The 18,753-nt window shown below is 69.3% G+C and carries 14 protein-coding genes; 6 read left to right on the top strand and 8 right to left on the bottom strand.

Features of this window, described 5'->3' with window-relative positions; all coding sequences use genetic code 11:
- Positions 1 to 10: 10 nt before the first annotated feature.
- A complete protein-coding gene (msbA, locus tag DIE12_RS14230; RefSeq protein ID WP_260426288.1) occupies positions 11 to 1,762 on the bottom strand; it encodes a lipid A export permease/ATP-binding protein MsbA in 1,752 nt (583 codons plus the stop codon).
- 223 nt (positions 1,763 to 1,985) lie between these two features.
- Between msbA and DIE12_RS14225 the strand changes: the two genes are divergently transcribed.
- From DIE12_RS14225 to DIE12_RS14215, 3 genes are all read left to right on the top strand, one after another.
- The gene (locus DIE12_RS14225; RefSeq protein ID WP_124487204.1) at positions 1,986 to 2,738 is read left to right on the top strand and encodes a glycosyltransferase family 2 protein; all 753 of its coding nucleotides are present in this window, start codon (positions 1,986 to 1,988) and stop codon (positions 2,736 to 2,738) included.
- A 146-nt stretch (positions 2,739 to 2,884) separates the two neighbouring features.
- Complete coding sequence (locus DIE12_RS14220; protein WP_044844717.1) at positions 2,885 to 3,727, top strand: glycosyltransferase family 2 protein; 843 nt, start codon at positions 2,885 to 2,887, stop codon at positions 3,725 to 3,727.
- A 134-nt stretch (positions 3,728 to 3,861) separates the two neighbouring features.
- Entirely contained in the window at positions 3,862 to 5,142 is a 1,281-nt protein-coding gene (locus DIE12_RS14215) for an O-antigen ligase (protein WP_124487203.1), read from the top strand.
- 188 nt (positions 5,143 to 5,330) lie between these two features.
- On the opposite strand, the gene DIE12_RS14210 is transcribed toward DIE12_RS14215, so the two are convergent.
- The 3 genes from DIE12_RS14210 to dnaE all read right to left on the bottom strand — a co-directional run bounded on the left by DIE12_RS14210 (position 5,331) and on the right by dnaE (position 11,798).
- Positions 5,331 to 6,509, bottom strand: a complete 1,179-nt coding sequence (locus tag DIE12_RS14210; RefSeq protein WP_124522469.1) for a glycosyltransferase family 9 protein — start codon at positions 6,507 to 6,509, stop codon at positions 5,331 to 5,333.
- Positions 6,510 to 6,840: 331 nt separating this feature from the next.
- A complete protein-coding gene (locus DIE12_RS14200) occupies positions 6,841 to 7,944 on the bottom strand; it encodes a glycosyltransferase family 9 protein (protein WP_124522467.1) in 1,104 nt (367 codons plus the stop codon).
- A 323-nt stretch (positions 7,945 to 8,267) separates the two neighbouring features.
- Positions 8,268 to 11,798, bottom strand: coding sequence for a DNA polymerase III subunit alpha (dnaE, locus tag DIE12_RS14195; RefSeq protein ID WP_124487200.1), 3,531 nt, complete (start codon positions 11,796 to 11,798; stop codon positions 8,268 to 8,270).
- Between the two features lie 222 nt (positions 11,799 to 12,020).
- On the opposite strand from dnaE, the gene DIE12_RS14190 reads away from it, so the two are divergent.
- Positions 12,021 to 12,875: a sulfurtransferase gene (locus tag DIE12_RS14190; protein WP_044844723.1), complete on the top strand. Its 855-nt coding sequence runs from the start codon at positions 12,021 to 12,023 to the stop codon at positions 12,873 to 12,875.
- Positions 12,876 to 12,897: 22 nt separating this feature from the next.
- The gene (gene gluQRS, locus DIE12_RS14185; protein WP_124487199.1) at positions 12,898 to 13,791 is read left to right on the top strand and encodes a tRNA glutamyl-Q(34) synthetase GluQRS; all 894 of its coding nucleotides are present in this window, start codon (positions 12,898 to 12,900) and stop codon (positions 13,789 to 13,791) included.
- A 282-nt stretch (positions 13,792 to 14,073) separates the two neighbouring features.
- Here gluQRS and DIE12_RS14180 read toward each other — a convergent pair whose 3' ends face one another.
- The 4 genes from DIE12_RS14180 to purT all read right to left on the bottom strand — a co-directional run bounded on the left by DIE12_RS14180 (position 14,074) and on the right by purT (position 17,950).
- A complete protein-coding gene (locus DIE12_RS14180; RefSeq protein ID WP_124487198.1) occupies positions 14,074 to 15,624 on the bottom strand; it encodes a DEAD/DEAH box helicase in 1,551 nt (516 codons plus the stop codon).
- Between the two features lie 432 nt (positions 15,625 to 16,056).
- The gene (locus DIE12_RS14170) at positions 16,057 to 16,440 is read right to left on the bottom strand and encodes an MliC family protein (RefSeq protein ID WP_124522465.1); all 384 of its coding nucleotides are present in this window, start codon (positions 16,438 to 16,440) and stop codon (positions 16,057 to 16,059) included.
- 82 nt (positions 16,441 to 16,522) lie between these two features.
- Positions 16,523 to 16,717 (bottom strand): DUF6726 family protein, encoded by a 195-nt coding sequence (locus tag DIE12_RS14165; protein ID WP_044844727.1) that lies wholly within the window; start codon positions 16,715 to 16,717, stop codon positions 16,523 to 16,525.
- An 18-nt stretch (positions 16,718 to 16,735) separates the two neighbouring features.
- Positions 16,736 to 17,950 (bottom strand): formate-dependent phosphoribosylglycinamide formyltransferase, encoded by a 1,215-nt coding sequence (purT, locus tag DIE12_RS14160; protein WP_044844728.1) that lies wholly within the window; start codon positions 17,948 to 17,950, stop codon positions 16,736 to 16,738.
- A gap of 237 nt (positions 17,951 to 18,187) precedes the next feature.
- Between purT and DIE12_RS14155 the strand changes: the two genes are divergently transcribed.
- Positions 18,188 to 18,733, top strand: coding sequence for an META domain-containing protein (locus DIE12_RS14155; protein WP_124487195.1), 546 nt, complete (start codon positions 18,188 to 18,190; stop codon positions 18,731 to 18,733).
- Positions 18,734 to 18,753 lie beyond the last annotated feature (20 nt).

Genomic DNA, 18,753 nt, shown 5'->3' with positions numbered 1-18,753 from the left:
CGACTTTGTGTCACGCCGCCTGCTGCTGGTACTGGATCCGGTGCAGGTGCGCGTACAGCCCGCCGTGGCGCAGAAGTTCTTCGTGGCTGCCCTCTTCGACGATCTTGCCGGCTTCGAGCACGAGGATCCGGTCCGCGCGCTCGATCGTCGACAGCCGGTGCGCGATCACGAGCGTCGTGCGCCCTTCCATCAACCGCTCGAGCGCGGCCTGCACGTGACGCTCGGATTCCGAATCGAGCGCGGAAGTCGCCTCGTCGAGGATCAGGATCGGCGCGTCCTTGTAGATCGCGCGCGCGATCGCGAGCCGCTGCCGCTGACCGCCCGACAGTCGCATCCCGTTGCCGCCGACCAGCGTGTCGAGCCCGTCGGGCATCGCGGCGACCGCGTCGGCGAGGTTCGCGGCCTCGAGCGCCGCCTGCACGCGTGCGCGGTCGGGCGTCTGCCCGTACGCGACGTTCGCGGCGATCGTGTCGTTGAACAGCACGACGTCCTGGCTGACCATCGCCATCTGGCCGCGCAGCGCGTGGATGTCGTAGTCGGCCACCGGCACGCCGTCGACCAGGATCGCGCCGCCAGTCGGATCGAAGAAGCGCGGCAGCAGGTTCACGAGGGTCGTCTTGCCGCTGCCGGACGGCCCCGCGAGCGCGATCATCTCGCCCGGCGCGACCTTGAACGAAATGCGGTCGAGCGTCGGCCGCTCGGAGGCGCCGTAGTCGAACGACACGTCGCGGAATTCGATCTCGCCGCGCGCGTGCGCGAGCGCCCGGCCGCCGCCCTGCGGCTCGGCGGGCTCGTCGATCAGCCCGAAGATCAGCTCGGCGGCCGTCATCCCGCGCTGCAGCGGCTGGTTGACATCGATCAGGTGCTTGAGCGGCGAAATCACCAGCAGCATCGACGTGACGAACGCGACGAAACCGCCGACCGTCGTCTGGTCGTTGGTCGACTGCACGACCGCGATCGTGATCACGACCGCGAGCGCGATCGACGCGAGGAACTGCGTCAGCGGCTGCGCGAGCCCGCCCGAGATCGTCATGCGCATCGCGTAGCCGCGCAGGCGCTTGCTCATCGTCGTGAAGCGGTCCATCTCGTACGCTTCGCCGTTGTGCACCTTGACGACCTTGTAGCCGCCGACCGTCTCCTCGACGATGTACGACAGCTCGTTGGTCAGCGTCTGGTGCTCGCGGTTCAGGCGGCGCAGGCGGCGGTTGATCTTGCTGACGAGCCAGCCGATGCCCGGCAGGATCACCGCGACGATCAGCGTGAGCCGCCAGTTCAGGTAGAACAGGTAGCCGAGCAGGAACACCACGGTCAGCGAGTCGCGCACGAGCGTGACCATCACGCCGGTCAGCACCGACAGGATCTGGTTGACCTCGAACACGATCGCGTTGATCACCGTGCTCGCGGTCTCGCGCTGGAAGAACGACGCGCCGGTGTGGAGCATCCGCTGGAACATCTCGAGCCGCAGTTGCAGCAGGATGCGGTTCGATACGTAGTTGAGCAGGTAATTCGACGTGTACTGCGACACGCCGCGCACGAGCGCGAGGCCGATCACCGCGATCGGCACGTACCATTTCGCGCTGTCGCTGCCGTGCGAGCCGAAGCCGTGGTCGAGCAGCGGCTTGAGCAGCGCCGGGATCCCGGCTTCCGTGGCCGCGACGACGCCCATCGTCATCACGGCGAGCAGCACGATGCCGATGAGCGGCCGGATGTACGGCCACAGGCGCTTGAGGACCGTGAGCGGCGAGGTACCGGTGCCGTCCATCGGTTTGCGAAGAGTGTTCTGGGTTTCCAAGGCAATCCTTCTTGAGCCGCGACGCGGCGCCCGGGGCGTGACTGCCCGGAATTCGCCCCGTCCGGCGGGTGCCGAAAAAGGCCCAACATTATAGCTGGACCGCCCCCGCCGGCATGGCCGTCGCCGAAGCGGCCTCCTGCCTGCGCGCGGGTATACTGCCGCTCACCGTTTTCTCCGCCTTTTCGACGATTTCATGGCAGAACCCACCCTCGGCGTCGCCCTCATCGCCCTCAACGCGGCCGCGCGGCTCGCGCAGTGCCTCGACGCGCTGACCTTCGCCGACGACGTCGTCGTGATCGACGGCGGCAGCACCGACGATACGGTCGAGATCGCCCGCGCGCACGGCGCGCGCGTGATCGTCGAGCGCGACTGGCCGGGCTTCGGCCCGCAGAAGAACCGCGCGCTCGACGCGCTCGACACCGACTGGATCCTGTCGCTCGACACCGACGAGGTAGTCAGCCCGGAACTCGCGCAGTCGATCCGCGCGGCCATCCGCACGCCGGCCGCGCAGGTCTACGCGCTCGACCGGCTGTCGAGCTTCTGCGGCCAGTGGATCCGCCATAGCGGCTGGTATCCGGACTGGGTGCCGCGCCTGTTCCGGCGCGGCACCGCCCGCTTCTCCGACGACCTGGTGCACGAGCGGCTCGTCTTCGACACCCCTGCGCAGCGGCTGCCGGGCAAGCTGATGCACTATTCATACGAGGATTTCGAAACCGTCGTGCGCAAGCTCGATGCGTATTCGACGGCCGGCGCGCGCCAGCGCCGCGCGGCCGGCCAGCGCGGCGGCTTCGGCAAGGCGCTCGCGCGCGGCGCATGGGCGTTCGTGCGGACCTACGTGCTGCGGCGCGGGTTTCTCGACGGCCGCGCGGGCTTCATGATCGCCGTGTTCAACGCGGAAACCGTCTACTACCGGTTCCTGAAGCTCGGCCACGAAGCGGCCCGCTGACCGCGCCCGCCCTGCCGCCACCCTGACGCCGCCGGCATGCGGCCGGCCCGGCGTTACAATGCCGGGCTGCCCGCGCGCCATGCGCGCCCGAGCACACGGCGCAGCGCTGCGCGCCGCCGATACGACGACCACCGAATCCGACCGCCATGTTCTCCATCATCATCCCGACCTGGAACAACCTGCCGTACCTCAAGCTCGTCGTCGACAGCCTGCGCCGTCATTCGGCGTACGACCACCAGATCATCGTGCACGTGAACGACGGCGCGGACGGCACGCTCGACTGGGTGCGCAGCGAAGGCATCGAGCACACCGCGTCGCCGGCCAACATCGGCATCTGCCACGCGGTGAACCTGGCCGCCGCCCGCGCGACGCGCGACTACGTCGTCTACATGAACGACGACATGTACTGCTGCCCGGGCTGGGACGCGGCGCTCGTGCGGCGCATCGAGCAGATGCCGACCGACCTGTTCATGCTGTCCGGCACGATGGTCGAGCCGGTCGACACGCGCAACCCGTGCGTCGTCGTCAGCAACTTCGGCCGCGACGCCGAACAGTTCGACGCGGCCGGCCTCGTCGCGGCCACGCCGCGGCTCGCGCGCGCGGACTGGCTCGGCTCGACCTGGCCGCCGACGCTCGTGCACCGCGACTGGTGGAACCGCATCGGCGGCTACAGCAGCGAGCTGTCGCCGGGGATGAGCAGCGACAACGACTTCTCGATGAAATTCTGGGACGCCGGCTGCCGGATCTTCCTCGGCGTGGGCGACAGCCTCGTCTATCACTTCCAGCAGAAGAGCACCGGCAAGATCGTCAAGAACGACGGCCGCCGCCAGTTCCTCAACAAATGGGGCATGACGCAGGCCACGTTCGACCGCTATTACCTGCATCGCGGCGAGCCGGCCGGCGCGCGTGTCGCGCTCGACACGCCGGCCGTCGAAGGGCGCCTCAAGCGTGCGCTGCTGCGCTCGCGGATCAAGCGCGCGTTCAGCTGACCCGACCCCGGAAACGGCACGGAAACGCCCGCGGCTTCGCGTATACTGCGCGCTTCGTCCCGCGCGGTGCCGCCGGGACGCGCGGCGCGCAGCACGGTGCCCGCATGCCGCATTCGTCCATTCGACAGGTTCCGATGCTTTCGTTTTCCGCTCCCGCCTCGCGGCGCCTGACCGCCGCCCGCGCCTTCGCCGTCGTCGCGCTCTGCATGGTGCCCGTCTCGACCGCGCTGACCAACGTGTTCTGCGGGCTGTTCGCGGCCGCGCTCGTCATCTCCCCCGAATTCTGGCGCGACCTGCGCACGTTCGTCGCCGAACCGGCGTCGCTCGCGGCGCTCCTGATCCTCGCGGCACTGGCCGCGAGCGTCACCTATACGGTCGCGCCGCACCCGAAGGCGTGGAACTGGGTCGCCAAGTACGACAAGCTGTTGCTGCTGCCGTTTGCCGTGCTGGCCTTCCGCCATTCGAACTGGGCGCCGATCGTGCGGCGCGCCTGGTTCGGCACGCTGTGCGTGATCCTGCTGCTGTCGACCACCAACTATCTCGGGCTGACCGCGATCGGGCCCGCGCATTCGAGCGAGCTGCCGCTGTCGCGCGCCTGGGTGTTCAAGAACCACATCGCGGCCGGCATGTTCGGCGCGCTGCTGTTCTACCAGGCGGCCGACCTCGCGCTGTCGGCCCGCACCGCGCTGTCGCGTGCCGCGTATGCCGCCGTGGCCGCATGGTCGCTGATCAACGTGTTCGTGATGCTGCAGGGACGCACCGGGCAGGTCATCGCGCTGCTGCTGATCCTCGTCGTCGCGGTGCGCTTCGTGCTGCTGCTGCGCCGCCAGTCGGCGCTGCGCGCGGGGCTCGCCGCCGGGGCGCTGGTCCTGGCCGGCGTCGCGCTCGTCGTCGCCGCGTGCACGGTGCACAACGGCCGGCTCGTGAAGGTCGTGTCGGAAGTGCAGCAGTATCGGCAGACCGATGCGGTCACGTCGACCGGGCTGCGTCTCGAGTGGTACAAGAAGGGGCTCGAGCTGTATCGCCAGCGCCCGGTGATCGGCTACGGCGCCGGCGGCCTCGAGTTCGAGTTCGAGAAGCTCACGGCCGGCAAGACGGCTGCCGAAGGCCAGCTCACGTCGAATCCGCATAACGAATACCTGCTGATGGCCGTGCAGCTCGGCACGCTCGGCGTATTGCTGTTCGTGAACCTGATCGTGCAGATCGCGCGCGGCAGCCGCGCGCTCGACCCGCGCTCGCGGCATGTGCTGCTCGGGTGGCTCGCGATCTTCGCGATCGGCAGCCTTGCGAATTCGCTGCTGCTCGATTTCGCCGAAGGTCACCTGCTGGTGCTGCTTGCCGGGATCCTGCTCGGCTGCGGCACGCGCACGGAAGCGCTGCCGCGCGAAACGTCGGCGATCCGGCGCAGCGCGTAACGCATCATCCGCCGGGCCGGCGGGCAGCGCGCGTTGCCGCCTGCCGCCGGTTCGGCTTCTACGGCTACTACGGCTTCAGTGGCTTCAGTGGCGGCGCATGCGTGCCGCTTGTCGGAAGCACGGCCGCGCGGCGGCGCCGCGTCGCCACTCCCCGCTTTTCGACTCAGGAAACGTACCGCTTTCGCGCGTCAGGCCGGGCGCGCGCGGTGCAGTCGCGACGTGTCGACGACCGCGTCGGCGGCGCCCGGCGGATTCAGTCCGAGCATCTCGGCGGCCGCCGCCTTCACGCGCTGCGTGCCGAGATTGACGAGACAGTCGCTGTGGCTGTCGACATGGCGCTCGCAGCCTTCGTGCCGGCACGGCACGCAATCGCCCTCGCCCTGCAGCAGCCATACGTTGCCGTGCCGCGCGGAGCCGCGCAGCGCCCACGGGTTCTCGGTCGCCGGCCAGTGCTGCGGCCACGGCCCCCAACGCACCGGATCGGACGGACCGAACAGCGCGATCGTGTCGGTGCCCGTCGCGGCCGCAACGTGCGTCGCGCCCGTATCGGGCCCGATGAACAGCCGCGCGCGCCGCACCAGCTCCGCGCTTTCGCCGAACGTGAGGCGGCCGACCAGGTTCAGCACGTCGCCGCCCGCCTCGGCCGCGACCTGCTCCGCGTACTCGCGCTCGCGATCGGCCGGGCCACCCGACAGCGCGATCGCAAACCCCTGCGCGCGCAGCCATTCGATCATCTCGACCCAGCCCTCGAGCCGCCATTGCTTGTAGCGGAACATCGGATACGGATGCAGCACGACGAGCGGCTTGCCGTCGCGGATCGCCGGCGATTCGGCGAGCCACGCGTCGAAACGCGCGCGCCGCGCGGGATCGTCGCCGATGCCCGGCGCGACCACCTCGGATACGGGCTCGATGCCGATCACCGGCGCGAGCGCGAGCGTGCTGACGACCGTATGCGCGGACTCGTGATGATTGATCGCGATGCCGTTCAGCATCATTCGAGTCAGCCACGTGACGCGGTTCGGATCGACGAGACCGACGCGCTTGCGGCCGGCGAACCAGCTGTAGAAGCGCGGCCGGTCGGAGCTCAGTGCCGCGCATGCGAGATCGTAGCGGCGCCACATCGACAGCGCATCGCGCAGCCGCTCGCGGAACCCCGCGCGCTGCGCGACGACGATCACGCGCCGCACGTCGGGGTTGTGCTCCAGCACGCCCTCGGTGCCGCGAAACACCAGCATGTCGATCTGCGCATCGGGCCAGCGCGCCTTCAGCGAACGCACGAGCGGCGTCGTCAGCAGCACGTCGCCGATACGGCGCGGGGCTGCGACGAGGATGGTTCGGGGCGGGCGGGCGGAAGAAAACAGGGCCACGGCGATCGTTCCGTCTAGCTGGCTGGACAAGGCTCGCAATGTACAGGATTTTGCGGCCGGTGGCGTGGCGTCGGGTGCGGGCGTCGGCGAAGTGCCGCGGTTGGCGGTTGGCGGTTGGCGGTTGGCGGTTGGCGGTTGGCGGTTGGCGGTGGGCGGTGGGCGGTGGGCGGTGGGCGGTGGGCGGTGGGTGGTGGCCGGTCGCCGGTCGCCGGCGGTTGGCAACACGGCAGGCAACGACGCACGGCGGGGCCTGCCGCCGCCGCGCCGCGTGGCCCCGTTTGCGCGTCCGATGGCGGTGCCGGCAATGCAGGCGCCGCCGGCCTTCCGGGGGCTACGAAACGATCGCGCCGACCGCGGGTGCCGCGGGTGCCGCGAGCGTCGCGGCCGGGAGCGGCATCGCACCCCCCATCGCGTCGTCGAGCTGTCCGGCCTGCGTCAACAGATGAAGCACCGCGCGCTCGAGCGCGTCGATGCCGATCGCGTCGACCGTCGCGCCGGCCCGCAGGATCATGTGCGGCACGCCGAGCGGATGCCAGCGCCGGTATTTCTCGGGGCGGTCCTCGAACAGCGCGGCGACCGGCACGCCGAGCGCCGACGCGAGATGCACGGGGGCGCTGTCGGCCGACACGATCGCGTCGAGCAGGCTCGCGGCGGCCACCAGTTCGACGACCGACGACGGCGCGACATGCCGGGCGTTGACGTCCCGCCACGCGTCGCGGTCGGCGTCGGCCTCGGCCGACACGGCGGAATCGCGGAACACGATCACGTCGGCGAACGGTGCGAGCCGTCGGCCGAGGTCGCGCCATCGATCGGCCGGCCAGCGCCGCTCGGCCGCCTTGTTCGACACGAACAGCCCGACGCGCGGTTTCGTGCGCGGCCCGAGCAGCCGATACCACGTGTCCTGCAGCGCACGGTCCGGGTGGACGGACAGCACGAGACCGTCGAGATCGGCGCGGCCGAGTTCGGGCACGAGCCGGAATCCCGACAGCGCTTCATGGCAAATCGGCCGCGACGCGACATGGTCGGGCTTGCGGTCGTCGAATTCGGAATCGGCATCGTGCCAGCGGCAATCCTTCACGCCGAGCTGCCGCGCGAACCGGATGCTGCTGCGATGCATGCCGCCGTTCGGCACGACCACGAGGTCGAACCGCAGGCGGCGCAGCCGGCGCACGAGCCGCAGCCGGTCGAAGAACGCGCGCATCCGTCCGGGGCGGTCGTTGCGCTCGCACTGACGGCTGTACACGTAGGTATGGACCGTGTGCACGTCCGGGTTGCCGGCCAGCGCGGCCGCGTTGTAGCGGTTCGCGACCACGTGCAGCTCCTTGCCCGACCAGCGCTGTTTCAGCGCGCCGAGAAAAGCGGTCGTGCACAGCATGTCGCCCAGAAAATCAATCCGGATCACGAGGATCCGCCCCGTCGGTTTCCCGTTGGCCATCGTTGTTGTGATGCTGTCGATTTTTTATCGTCGCGCACCAGCCGGCATCCTGGCGTTCTTTACCGTGCCGGCTTCGTCGCGTGGTCGCTCGCGGCACCGCGACGCATCGCGTGCCGCGCGGAACCGTCCCCGTCTGATTCGCGCGCGCGATGTCGCCGCCGGCCGGCGGACAGACCGCAACCGGCGCCGTATCGGCGTCGCGCGACGGATTGTATAGCGTCCGGATGACGGCCCCAAGCATCCGCCGACATGAAAACGGCCCGCCGCACCGCACGATGGCGATGCGACGGGCCGCGCAGGCAACGACCGTCCGGCGGGGACCGTCAGTAAGTGATTTCGACGATGCTGCCGTCGAACGTCGCGCGCAACTCCGCGAGCAGCGTGTCGCTCGGCTTCACGCGCCACGCGTCACCGAGACGCATTTCCCCTTGCGCGCGCGCGTTGCTGTAGTGAACCTGGACCGCGAGCCCGTTCGGCAGCGGCGCCTGCGGGCGACGCCCGCCGTCGCGCCCGCCGCCGCGCGGCGCGGGTACCTCGACCGCGGGCGCGGCCGAATCGTCCTTCGACACGTGCGGCTCGAGCACGCGGCGCAGCGCCGCCGCATCCGCATTGCCGTTCATCGTGAGCCGCACCGCCTGCGCGTAGCGGCTACGCGCGCGTTCGAGATCCATCACCGTGTCGGCCGTGAAGCGGATGCCGCCGGTGAACGCATCGTTGCGCGCCTGCCCCTGCACGATCAGCAGTTCGTCTTCCTTGAACAGCGCCTTGTTCGCCTCGAACTGCTCGTTGAAGATCGTGATCTCGCACTGGCCCGAGCCGTCGTCGAGCAGCGCGATCAGCATCTTGCCGCGCTGGGTCATCTGCGTGCGCAGCGATGCGATGATGCCCGCGACGAGCTTGTCGCGCCCTTCCTTCAGGTCGCCGACCTTCTGCCGCACGAACCGGCGCACTTCGTCGCGATACGCGTCGAACAGGTGGCCGGACAGGTAGAAGCCGAGTGCGCCCTTCTCTTCCTGCAGGCGGCGCTTGTCGTCCCACGCGGGTTCGTCGACGAGCGCATGCGCGTGCGGCGACTCGGCGCCCATGTCGAACAGCCCGGCCTGCATCGCGTTCGCTTCGGCCTGGTCGGCCGCTTCCATCGCGAGCGGCACCGACGCAATCAGCTGCGCGCGGTTCGCGTTCAGCGAATCGAACGCGCCGGCGCGGATCAGCGCCTCGACCGTGCGGCGGTTGACGACGCGCCGGTCGATCCGCTCGCAGAAGTCGAACAGGTCGGTGAACGGCTTTTCGTCGCGGGCGCGCAGGATCTCCTCGATCGCGTTCTGGCCGCTGCCCTTCACCGCGCCGAGACCGTAGCGGATCGTGCGCGAGCGCTTGCCGTCGGCTTCGGCGACCGGCTCGAATCGGTAATGCGATGCGTTGATGTCCGGCGGCAGCACGGCGAGGTTGTTCACGACGCAGTCGTCGTACAGGATCTTCACCTTGTCGGTGTCGTCCATCGCGAGCGTCATGTTGGCCGCCATGAATTCGGCCGGATGGTGCGCCTTCAGCCACGCGGTGTAATACGCGAGCAGCGCATAGGCGGCCGCGTGCGACTTGTTGAAGCCGTAGCCCGCGAACTTCTCCATCAAGTCGAAGATCTCGTCGGACTTCTCGCGCGTCAGGCCGTTCTTCGCCGCACCCTCGGCGAAGATCTCGCGGTGCTTGGCCATCTCCTCGGGCTTCTTCTTGCCCATCGCGCGACGCAACAGGTCGGCGCCGCCGAGCGAGTAGCCGCCGATGATCTGCGCCATCTGCATCACCTGCTCCTGATAGACCATGATGCCGTAGGTCTCTTTCAGGACGGGTTCGACGCGCGGATCCGGATAGTCGACCTTCTCGCGGCCGTGCTTCCGTGCGCAGAAGCTCGGGATCAGGTCCATCGGGCCCGGACGGTACAACGACACGAGCGCGATGATGTCCTCGAAGCGGTCGGGCTGCGCATCCTTCAGCATGCCCTGCATCCCGCGGCTTTCCAGCTGGAACACGGCGACCGTGTTGGCCTTCTTCAGGATCTGGAACGACGCCGGATCGTCGAGCGGCACCTGCGCGAGCGACCAGTCGGCCTTCGACGCATCGAGGCGGCGAATGTAGCGCTCGGCCCAGTCGAGGATCGTCAGCGTCGTGAGACCCAGAAAGTCGAACTTCACGAGGCCGACGGCTTCGACGTCGTCCTTGTCGTACTGGCTGACGACGCCGCCGTCGTCGCCCTGCGTGTACAGCGGGCAGAAATCGGTCAGCTTGCCGGGCGCGATCAGCACGCCGCCCGCGTGCATCCCGACGTTACGCGTCAGGCCCTCGACGCGCTGCGCGAGGTCGAGCAGCTGGTGCACTTCGTCCTCGTGGTCGTAGCGCTCCTGCAGCTGCGGCTCTTCCTTCATCGCGTCGGCGATGGTCACGTGCTTGCCCGGCTTGAACGGGATCAGCTTCGCGACGCCGTCGGTGAACATGTAGCCGAGATCGAGCACGCGGCCGATGTCGCGCACGGCCGCCTTCGCGGCCATCGTGCCGAAGGTGGCGATCTGCGACACGGCATCCGCGCCGTATTTTTCCTTCACGTACTGGATCACGCGATCGCGGCCGTGCTGGCAGAAGTCGATGTCGAAGTCGGGCATCGACACGCGTTCCGGATTCAGGAATCGCTCGAACAGCAGGTTGTAGCGCAGCGGGTCCAGATCGGTAATGCCGAGCGCGTACGCGACCAGCGAACCGGCACCCGAGCCGCGGCCCGGACCGACCGGCACGCCGTTGTTCTTCGCCCAGTTGATGAAGTCGGCCACGATCAGGAAGTAGCCCGGGAAGCCCATCTTCGTGATGGTCCCGCACTCGAATTCGAGCCGCTTGTAGTACGTGTCGCGCTGCGCGTCGCGCTCCGTCGCATCCGGATACAGCTGTTCGAGGCGCTTCTCGAGCCCCTCCTTCGACAGCTGGACGAGGTAGTCGTCGAGCGACATGCCGTCCGGCGTCGGGAACAGCGGCAGCTTCGGCTTGCCGAGTTCGAGCTTCAGGTTGCAGCGCTTCGCGATCTCGACCGTGTTCGCGACCGCCGACGGCAGGTCGGCGAACAGCGCGACCATCTCGTCCTGCGTGCGGAAGTACTGATCGGTCGTGAAGCGCTTCTGGCGCCGCGGATTCGCGAGCATGTCGCCTTCCGAGATGCACACGCGCGCTTCGTGCGCGGTGAAATCGTCGTCGGTCATGAACTGCGTCGGATGCGTCGCGACGACCGGCAGCTTCAGCGACGCGGCGAGCGTCGCGGCCTGCTGGATGTACGCCTCGGCGCCCGGCTGGCCGTAACGCTGCAGCTCGATGTAGAAGCCGCCCGGGAACACTTTCGCCCAGCGCTCGGCGTGCCGGCGCGCGGCCTCCTCGTTACCGGCCGCGAACGCGAGCCCGATATCGCCCTGCTGCGCGCCCGAAAGCGCGAGCAGCCCTTGCGACAGCTCGCCGTCGAGCCAGCTCGCGTCGAGCTCCGCGCGGCCGCGGTACTGGTTCGTGAGCCACGCCTTCGACAGCAGTTCGCACAGGTTCAGGTAGCCGGTCTTGTCCTTCACCAGCAGCAGCAGGCGCGACGGTTTGTCGCGATCGTCCGGATTGGTGATCCAGACGTCGCAGCCGGCGATCGGCTTGATGCCCTTGCCGCGGGCTTCCTGGTAGAAACGGACGAGGCCGAACGCGTTGCCGAGATCGGTGAGGGCGAGCGCGCCCTGGCCGTCTGCGGCCGCCGCCTTGACGATGTCGTCGAGACGCACGATGCCGTCGGCAATCGAGAATTCGGAGTGAACGCGAAGATGGACGAAGCGGGGATCTGACATGGGCGTTATTGTAGCCGCGTCGCCGCGCAGGCTGCCCAAAAAATCCCCGCGCCCGGCCGTTCGGCCGATGCGCGCGACGCCGGCCGAACGGCCGGGTGCCGGCAGACGTGCAGTTTGCGGGATAATACGGGTTTTCGAATCACCGCCCCGGCTTCGCACCCTTTTTTGCGGGGCCGCCGTGCGCCCGCCGCACGGCCGCGGCCGTTTTCCCGTCGGACCACCATGACCATCGTCAACCTCGCCGCCTACCACTTCGTGTCGCTCGACGCGACCGAGCAATGGCGCCCGCTCGTCACCGCCCGCTGCAACGAACTCGGCCTGCGCGGCACGATCCTGCTCGCGCCGGAAGGCATCAACCTGTTCATCGCCGGCCCGCGCGACGCGACCGACGCTTTCATCGACTACCTCCGCCACGATCCGCTGTTCGAAGGCAAGTTCGCGACGCTGCAGTTCAAGGAGAGCCTGTCCGACTCGCAGCCGTTCCGCCGGATGCTCGTGCGCCTGAAGCGCGAGATCATCACGATGAAGAAGCCCGCGATCAAGCCGGAGCTCGGCCGCGCTCCGTCGGTCGACGCGCACACGCTGAAGGCGTGGCTCGACCGCGGCCACGACGACGCCGGCCGCCCGGTCGTGATGCTCGACACGCGCAACGCGTTCGAAGTGGACGTCGGCACGTTCGACGACGCGCTCGACTACCGGATCGACAAGTTCAGCGAGTTCCCGGAAGTGATCGACGCGAACCGCGCCGATCTCGAGGGCAAGACGGTCGTGTCGTTCTGCACCGGCGGCATCCGCTGCGAGAAGGCGGCGATCCACATGAAGGAAATCGGCATCGAGAACGTGTACCAGCTCGAGGGCGGGATCCTGAAGTATTTCGAGGAAGTCGGCGGCGCGCACTATCACGGCGACTGCTTCGTGTTCGACTACCGCACCGCGCTGAACCCGCAACTGCAGCCGACCGAGAACGTCACGTGCTTCGCGTGCCGCGCGGTCGTCACGCCGGAAGCCCAGCAAGCGCCGAGCTACGTGCCCGGCAAGTCGTGCCCGGCCTGCGCGCAGGCAGCCAGCGCCGCGTAAGCGCCCGTCGCACCGCGTCCCGATGAACGGCTACCGCGGCCGCTTCGCGCCGTCGCCCACCGGCCCGCTGCATTTCGGCTCGCTGGTCGGCGCGCTCGCGAGCTGGCTCGACGCGCGCGCGCACGGTGGCGCATGGCTCGTGCGCATCGAGGACATCGACGGCCCACGCACGGTGCCCGGCGCCGCCGACGACATCCTCGCGACGCTCGCGCATTTCGGCATGACGCCCGACGAGCCGCCCGTGTGGCAAAGCACGCGCGAGGCCGACTATGCGGCCGCGCTCGAACGGCTCGTCGCCGCGGGGCTCGTCTATCCGTGCGGCTGCACGCGCAAGGAAATCGCCGATTCGCTGCGTGCCGCGCACGAGCGCCACACGACGCTCGCCTACCCGGGCACCTGCCGCACCGGCCTGCACGGCAAGCCCGCCCGCGCGTGGCGGCTGCGCGTGCCGGACGGCGACGCGGCGCTCGTCACGTTCGACGACCGCTGGCAGCACACGCAAGCGCAGAACCTCGCGACCGAGGTCGGCGATTTCGTGCTGAAGCGCGCCGACGGCCAATGGGCGTATCAGCTCGCGGTCGTGGTCGACGATGCCGACGCGGGCATCACGCACGTCGTGCGCGGCGCCGACCTGCTCGACTCGACCGCGCGCCAGATCTACCTGCAGCGCTGTCTCGGCGTGCCGACGCCGGCGTACCTGCACGTGCCCGTCGTCGTCGACGCGAACGGCGAAAAGCTCAGCAAGCAGACGGGCGCGATCGCGCTCGAGCGCGACGATCCGCTGCCGGCGCTGCGCGCCGCCGCCGCGCATCTCGGCCTGTGGGCCGACGGCGATCCGTCGATCGATACGCTCGATGCGTTCTACGCGGCCGCGACCGACGCGTGGGCGCGTCGCTTCGGGCCACGCGCCGGTTGAGGCGCTCGCGGGACACCCGTTCGTGTCGACCGTGTTCCTGCGTCCGTCAGCGGTGAGTCCGGTCGCATGCAAGCGTGATGGCAGCCTGAACGGAACGCCCGCCGGCGACACGGCATCGGAGTAGTCCCGCAGGCTGCCCCCGCCCCACGCGACAAGTCGCCGCCCATCCCGCCCGCTCCTTCACGAATCGTCTCGCCCAATGAAAAACGGGCACATGCTCATCGCATGCACCCGTTTCCGCGGCAGCGCTCGCGCGCCGCACCGACCGCCTGAACCGCCTGCTTACGCCGACGGCTTGCGCGGCATCCCGAAGCCGCCCAGCAGCGCGGCGACCTGACGCTTCGGCCCCTTCTTCTCGGGCTGCTGCGCGGACTTCGTATCTTCCGGCTGCTTCGCCGGCGCCGACGGTTCGTACGGCTTCAGGAAGAAGTCGTCGACCGGCGCCTCGTGACGACGGTGATGGCCGCGCTCGGACCCGCCCGAACGACGCCCCGACGCGCCGCGATGCTCGTCGCGATCGCGACGGCTGCCGCGATCACCGCGCTCACTACGGTCGCCCCCGCGCTCGCCGCCACGATCGTCGTGACGATGGCGCGCCGGCTTGTCGAGCGCGAGCGTCTGCACCTCGAGCGGACGCTTGATCAGTTTTTCGATATCGGCGAGCTGCTTGCGCTCGTTCGGGCTGCACAGCGACAGCGCATCGCCCGTCGCACCCGCGCGGCCCGTGCGGCCGATCCGGTGCACGTAGTCTTCCGCGTTGAACGGCAGGTCGAAGTTGATCACGGCCGGCAGTTCGGCGATGTCGAGGCCGCGCGCGGCCACGTCGGTCGCGACCAGCGCCTCGATCTCGCCGCGCTTGAACGCGTCGAGGGCCTGCATCCGCTCGATCTGCGTCTTGTCGCCGTGGATCGCCGACGCGACCACGCCGTCGCGCTCGAGGTTGCGGGCCAGCCGGCTCGCGCCGATCTTGCTGTTGCAGAACACGATCACCTGCTTGAGCCCGCGATCGCGCAGCAGCTGCACGACGGCGGCCTGCTTGTCGCCTTCGGCGACGTCGTAGACGATCTGCGTGACGTTCGCGTTGGTCGAGTTGCTGCGCGCGACCTCGATCGTCTGCGGGTTGCGCAGGTAGGTCGACGCGAGCTTCTTGATTTCCGGCGAGAAGGTGGCCGAGAACAGCAGCGTCTGGCGTTCCTTCGGCAGCAGGTTCAGGATGCGCTGCAGGTCCGGCAGGAAGCCCATGTCGAGCATCCGGTCGGCCTCGTCGAGCACGAGCATCTGCACCTGCCCGAGGTTCGCTGTCTTTTGCTGCACGTGGTCGAGCAGGCGGCCCGGCGTCGCGATCAGGATCTCGACGCCGCGGCGCAACTCGGCCATCTGCGGGTTCATGTCGACGCCGCCGAACACGACCGCGCTGCGCAACGGCGTGTGCTTGCCGTATGCATGCACGTTCGCGGCGACCTGATCGGCGAGTTCGCGGGTCGGCGTGAGGATCAGCGCGCGCACCGGGTGGCGCGCGGGTGATGCGCTCGTGTTGGCCTGCGGCAGCAGGCGCTGGAGGATCGGCAGCGAGAAACTCGCGGTCTTGCCGGTGCCCGTTTGCGCGGCGCCCATGACGTCGCGGCCGGCGAGCACGACCGGAATGGCCTGCGCCTGGATCGGCGTCGGCGTCGTATAGCCCTGCTCCGCAATGGCTTTCAGGATATCGGCGGCAAGGCCGAATTGATCGAAGGTTGCGTCGACTGGCTTGGCGACAGAATCGGACATGGTGGCGTTTCGCTCAAAAGGCGCGGCGGGGACTTCGTGCGTCAGGCCGGCCGGGCCTGCGCTCATCACATTTCGGAAGTAGACGGAGCCGCGGCGCGCCGCGCGGCGCCGCTCTGGCGCTCGGGACCGGTTCAATTCGAACATCGGGCGCCACAGGCCGTGCGGACTCCGTTCGGCGCGAATGCCGGCGGAAAGGGCCGTATTGTAGCACTGCGCAGCAATCTGTCCGTGACAACGCCGCGAACGGCCCCGGCGGCGGCTCGCGGCGTGCGCCGGCAGGCCGGCGCGGGGCGGATGCGTCGTGCGATCGGGCTATCTCGATCGGCTGATGGTGGAAATACGGGGTCGAATCTCGGGCATCTGCCGCGAGGAATCAGCCGGCGGCCGGCGAGCCCGGGCGCCGCCGGCGCCACCTTCCGGTCAGAGGTCGAACCCGGCTGCCCGCACCGATCGCGGCAACCGGCACGCCCGCGCGGCGCAGCCGATCGCGCGCCGCGTTCAACCCTTCTTCTTTTTCTTCTTCTCGACCTGCACGCAGTCGCTCAGCAGCGGTGCCGCGTTCTGGTCGGCGATCTCGTCGCGCAGCGTCCCTTCCTTGCCCTTCGTCCACCAGGTATAGCGTCCGGCCTGGTAACGCGCGCCCGACGCCGAAACGGTATCGACGAACAGCAGCTGCTGCCCGTTGACCGGCACCAGTGCGAAGCTCTGGCCGTTGCCCGCGCGCCAGTACGACACGCGTACGGGCTGTTTCTGGTTCGCGCACTGATAGAGGGTCTGCACGCGCGCATCGGCGTCGATCTCCTCGACGGTCAGTTGCGCGGCCTGCGCGACGGAAACGGCGGTGCCGGCCAGCGCGAGCGCGGCAAGGGTGTGACGAATCATGCAGTTCCTCTCACGAGACGGGTGGAAGCGCGCCCTCGCGGGACGCGCGATTGTCGTTGGTTAGGGATCGAGGGTTCGCCCGTCAGGGATCGATGACGTCGGCGCACGCGTCGGTCGGCGCGGCCGCGACGTGGCCGACGAGCGGCACGATCTTCAGCCCGGCCGATGCGACCCGGCACGGCGCGGCCGCGAGGCCGCACCCCGCGAGACTCGCGACCAGCGCCAGCGCGGCGCCCAGCTTGCCGAGCCGTCCGATCCGCTGCCATGTCGACGCCATCGCGCTCTCCTGGTCCGGTCAGCGTGCCGACACGGGCCGCACGGCCGCCGCGGCGCGCTTCGCGCGTTCGCGGGCTTCGTCGACGGTCGCGCCGGTCGCGAGCGCGACGCCCATGCGCCGCTTCGCGAAGCTTTCCGGTTTGCCGAACAGGCGCAGGTCGGCGCCCGGCACGGCCAGCGCGTCGCGCACGCCCTCGAACGCGATACCGCGCTCGTCGAGCCCGCCGTAGATCACCGCGGACGCGGCCGGCGAGCCGAGCGCCGGATCGACCGGCAGCCCGAGAATCGCGCGCGCGTGCAGTTCGAACTCCGACTGGCGCTGCGACGCGAGCGTGACGAGGCCGGTGTCGTGCGGCCGCGGGCTCACCTCGGAGAACCAGACTTCGTCGCCGCGCACGAACAGCTCGACGCCGAACAGCCCGCGCCCGCCGAGCGCCTCGGTCACCTTGTGCGCGATCTCGCGCGACTTTTCCAGCGCGACGGCGCTCATCGGCTGCGGCTGCCACGATTCGACGTAGTCGCCCGCCACCTGCACGTGCCCGACCGGCTCGCAGAAGTAGGTGCGCGTCTCGAGCGTCGCGGGGTCGATCGCGCGCACGGTCAGCTGCGTGATCTCGTAGTCGAAATCGACGAAACCCTCGACGATCACGCGGCCGTGGTTCACGCGGCCGCCCGCCATCGCGTAGTCCCAGGCGGGCTTCACGTCGGCCTCGGTCCGCACGACCGACTGTCCCTTGCCCGACGACGACATCACCGGCTTCACGACGCACGGCATGCCGATCTTCGCGACGGCCGCGCTGAATGCGTCGAACGAATCGGCGAACGCGTACGGCGAAGTTGCCAGCCCGAGTTCCTCGGCCGCGAGACGGCGGATGCCTTCGCGGTTCATCGTGAGCTGCGTCGCGCGTGCGGTCGGGATCACCTCGGCCAGGCCGGCCGCCTCGATCGCCGCGAGCGCATCGGTTGCGATCGCCTCGATCTCCGGCACGATCAGGTGCGGACGCTCGGCCTCGACGACCGCGCGCAGCGCGGCGGCGTCGGTCATGTCGATCACGTGCGCGCGATGCGCGACCTGATGGCCCGGTGCGTCCGGATAGCGGTCGACCGCGACGACTTCGACGCCGAGCCGCTGCAACGCGATGATGACTTCCTTGCCGAGTTCGCCCGCGCCGAGCAGCATGACGCGCGTGGCCGAGGGTGAGAGCGGCGTACCGAGCCGCTGACCGATCTGCATGTGATTTCCCGCTGGTTCTGTTGGAGGACGAAAACGGCTTCGATGTTAACACGCACACCCGACGCACACCTCACGCGCACCCGCGCCGGTCCGGCCGGTTTCGTCGCATCGCCCCCCGCAGCGCGAGGCTCGCGGGCGGATTGCGAACGTTTTCACGCGCGAAGTGTCGGCTCGCCTCGCGCGGGGCGGGTGCGTTACTCTTACGCCTTGATCAGAATCCGATGAGGAACGAGGCTCATGTCCCACCTGTCCGCCGCCGCACGCGCACGCACCGGCCTGCTTCGCCCGCTGCGCGCGCCGCTCTGCGCGTTGACGCTTGCCACGCTTCTCGCCGCCTGCGCGATGCCGACCCACCCCGATTCCGCCGCCCCCGCACCCGACCCGTACAACCCCGCCGCCGTCCAGCTGCTCGACGACACGAGCTGGGAACTCACGAGTTGGGTGAACGCCGACGGCACGCCGCGCACGATTCCGCACGGCGACAACGGCGAGCCGATCAAGCTCGCGCTGTCCACCGAAGCGGGCGTCCGGCGCGCCAGCGGCTTTTCGGGCTGCAACCGCTATACGGGAACCTATGCGCTGAAGAACGGCCTGCTGAGCTTCGGGCCGCTCGCCGGCACGCGCATGGCATGCACGAACACGCTCGGCGGCCAGCTCGAGCACGCGTACCTCGATGCGCTCGCGCACATCGGGAAGACCGGCGTGCAGATGCGCGAGCCGCAGCAGTTGCAGATCGTGACCGAAGCCGGCGCGACGCTGACCTTCACGCGCCGGAGCCCCTGATGCAGCGCGCGGGCGAAGGC

The sequence above is a fragment of the Burkholderia sp. Bp9015 genome (assembly GCF_003853505.1).
In the GTDB taxonomy this organism is placed as follows: Bacteria; Pseudomonadota; Gammaproteobacteria; order Burkholderiales; family Burkholderiaceae; genus Burkholderia.
This window is presented reverse-complemented; position numbering and strand designations above follow the sequence as displayed.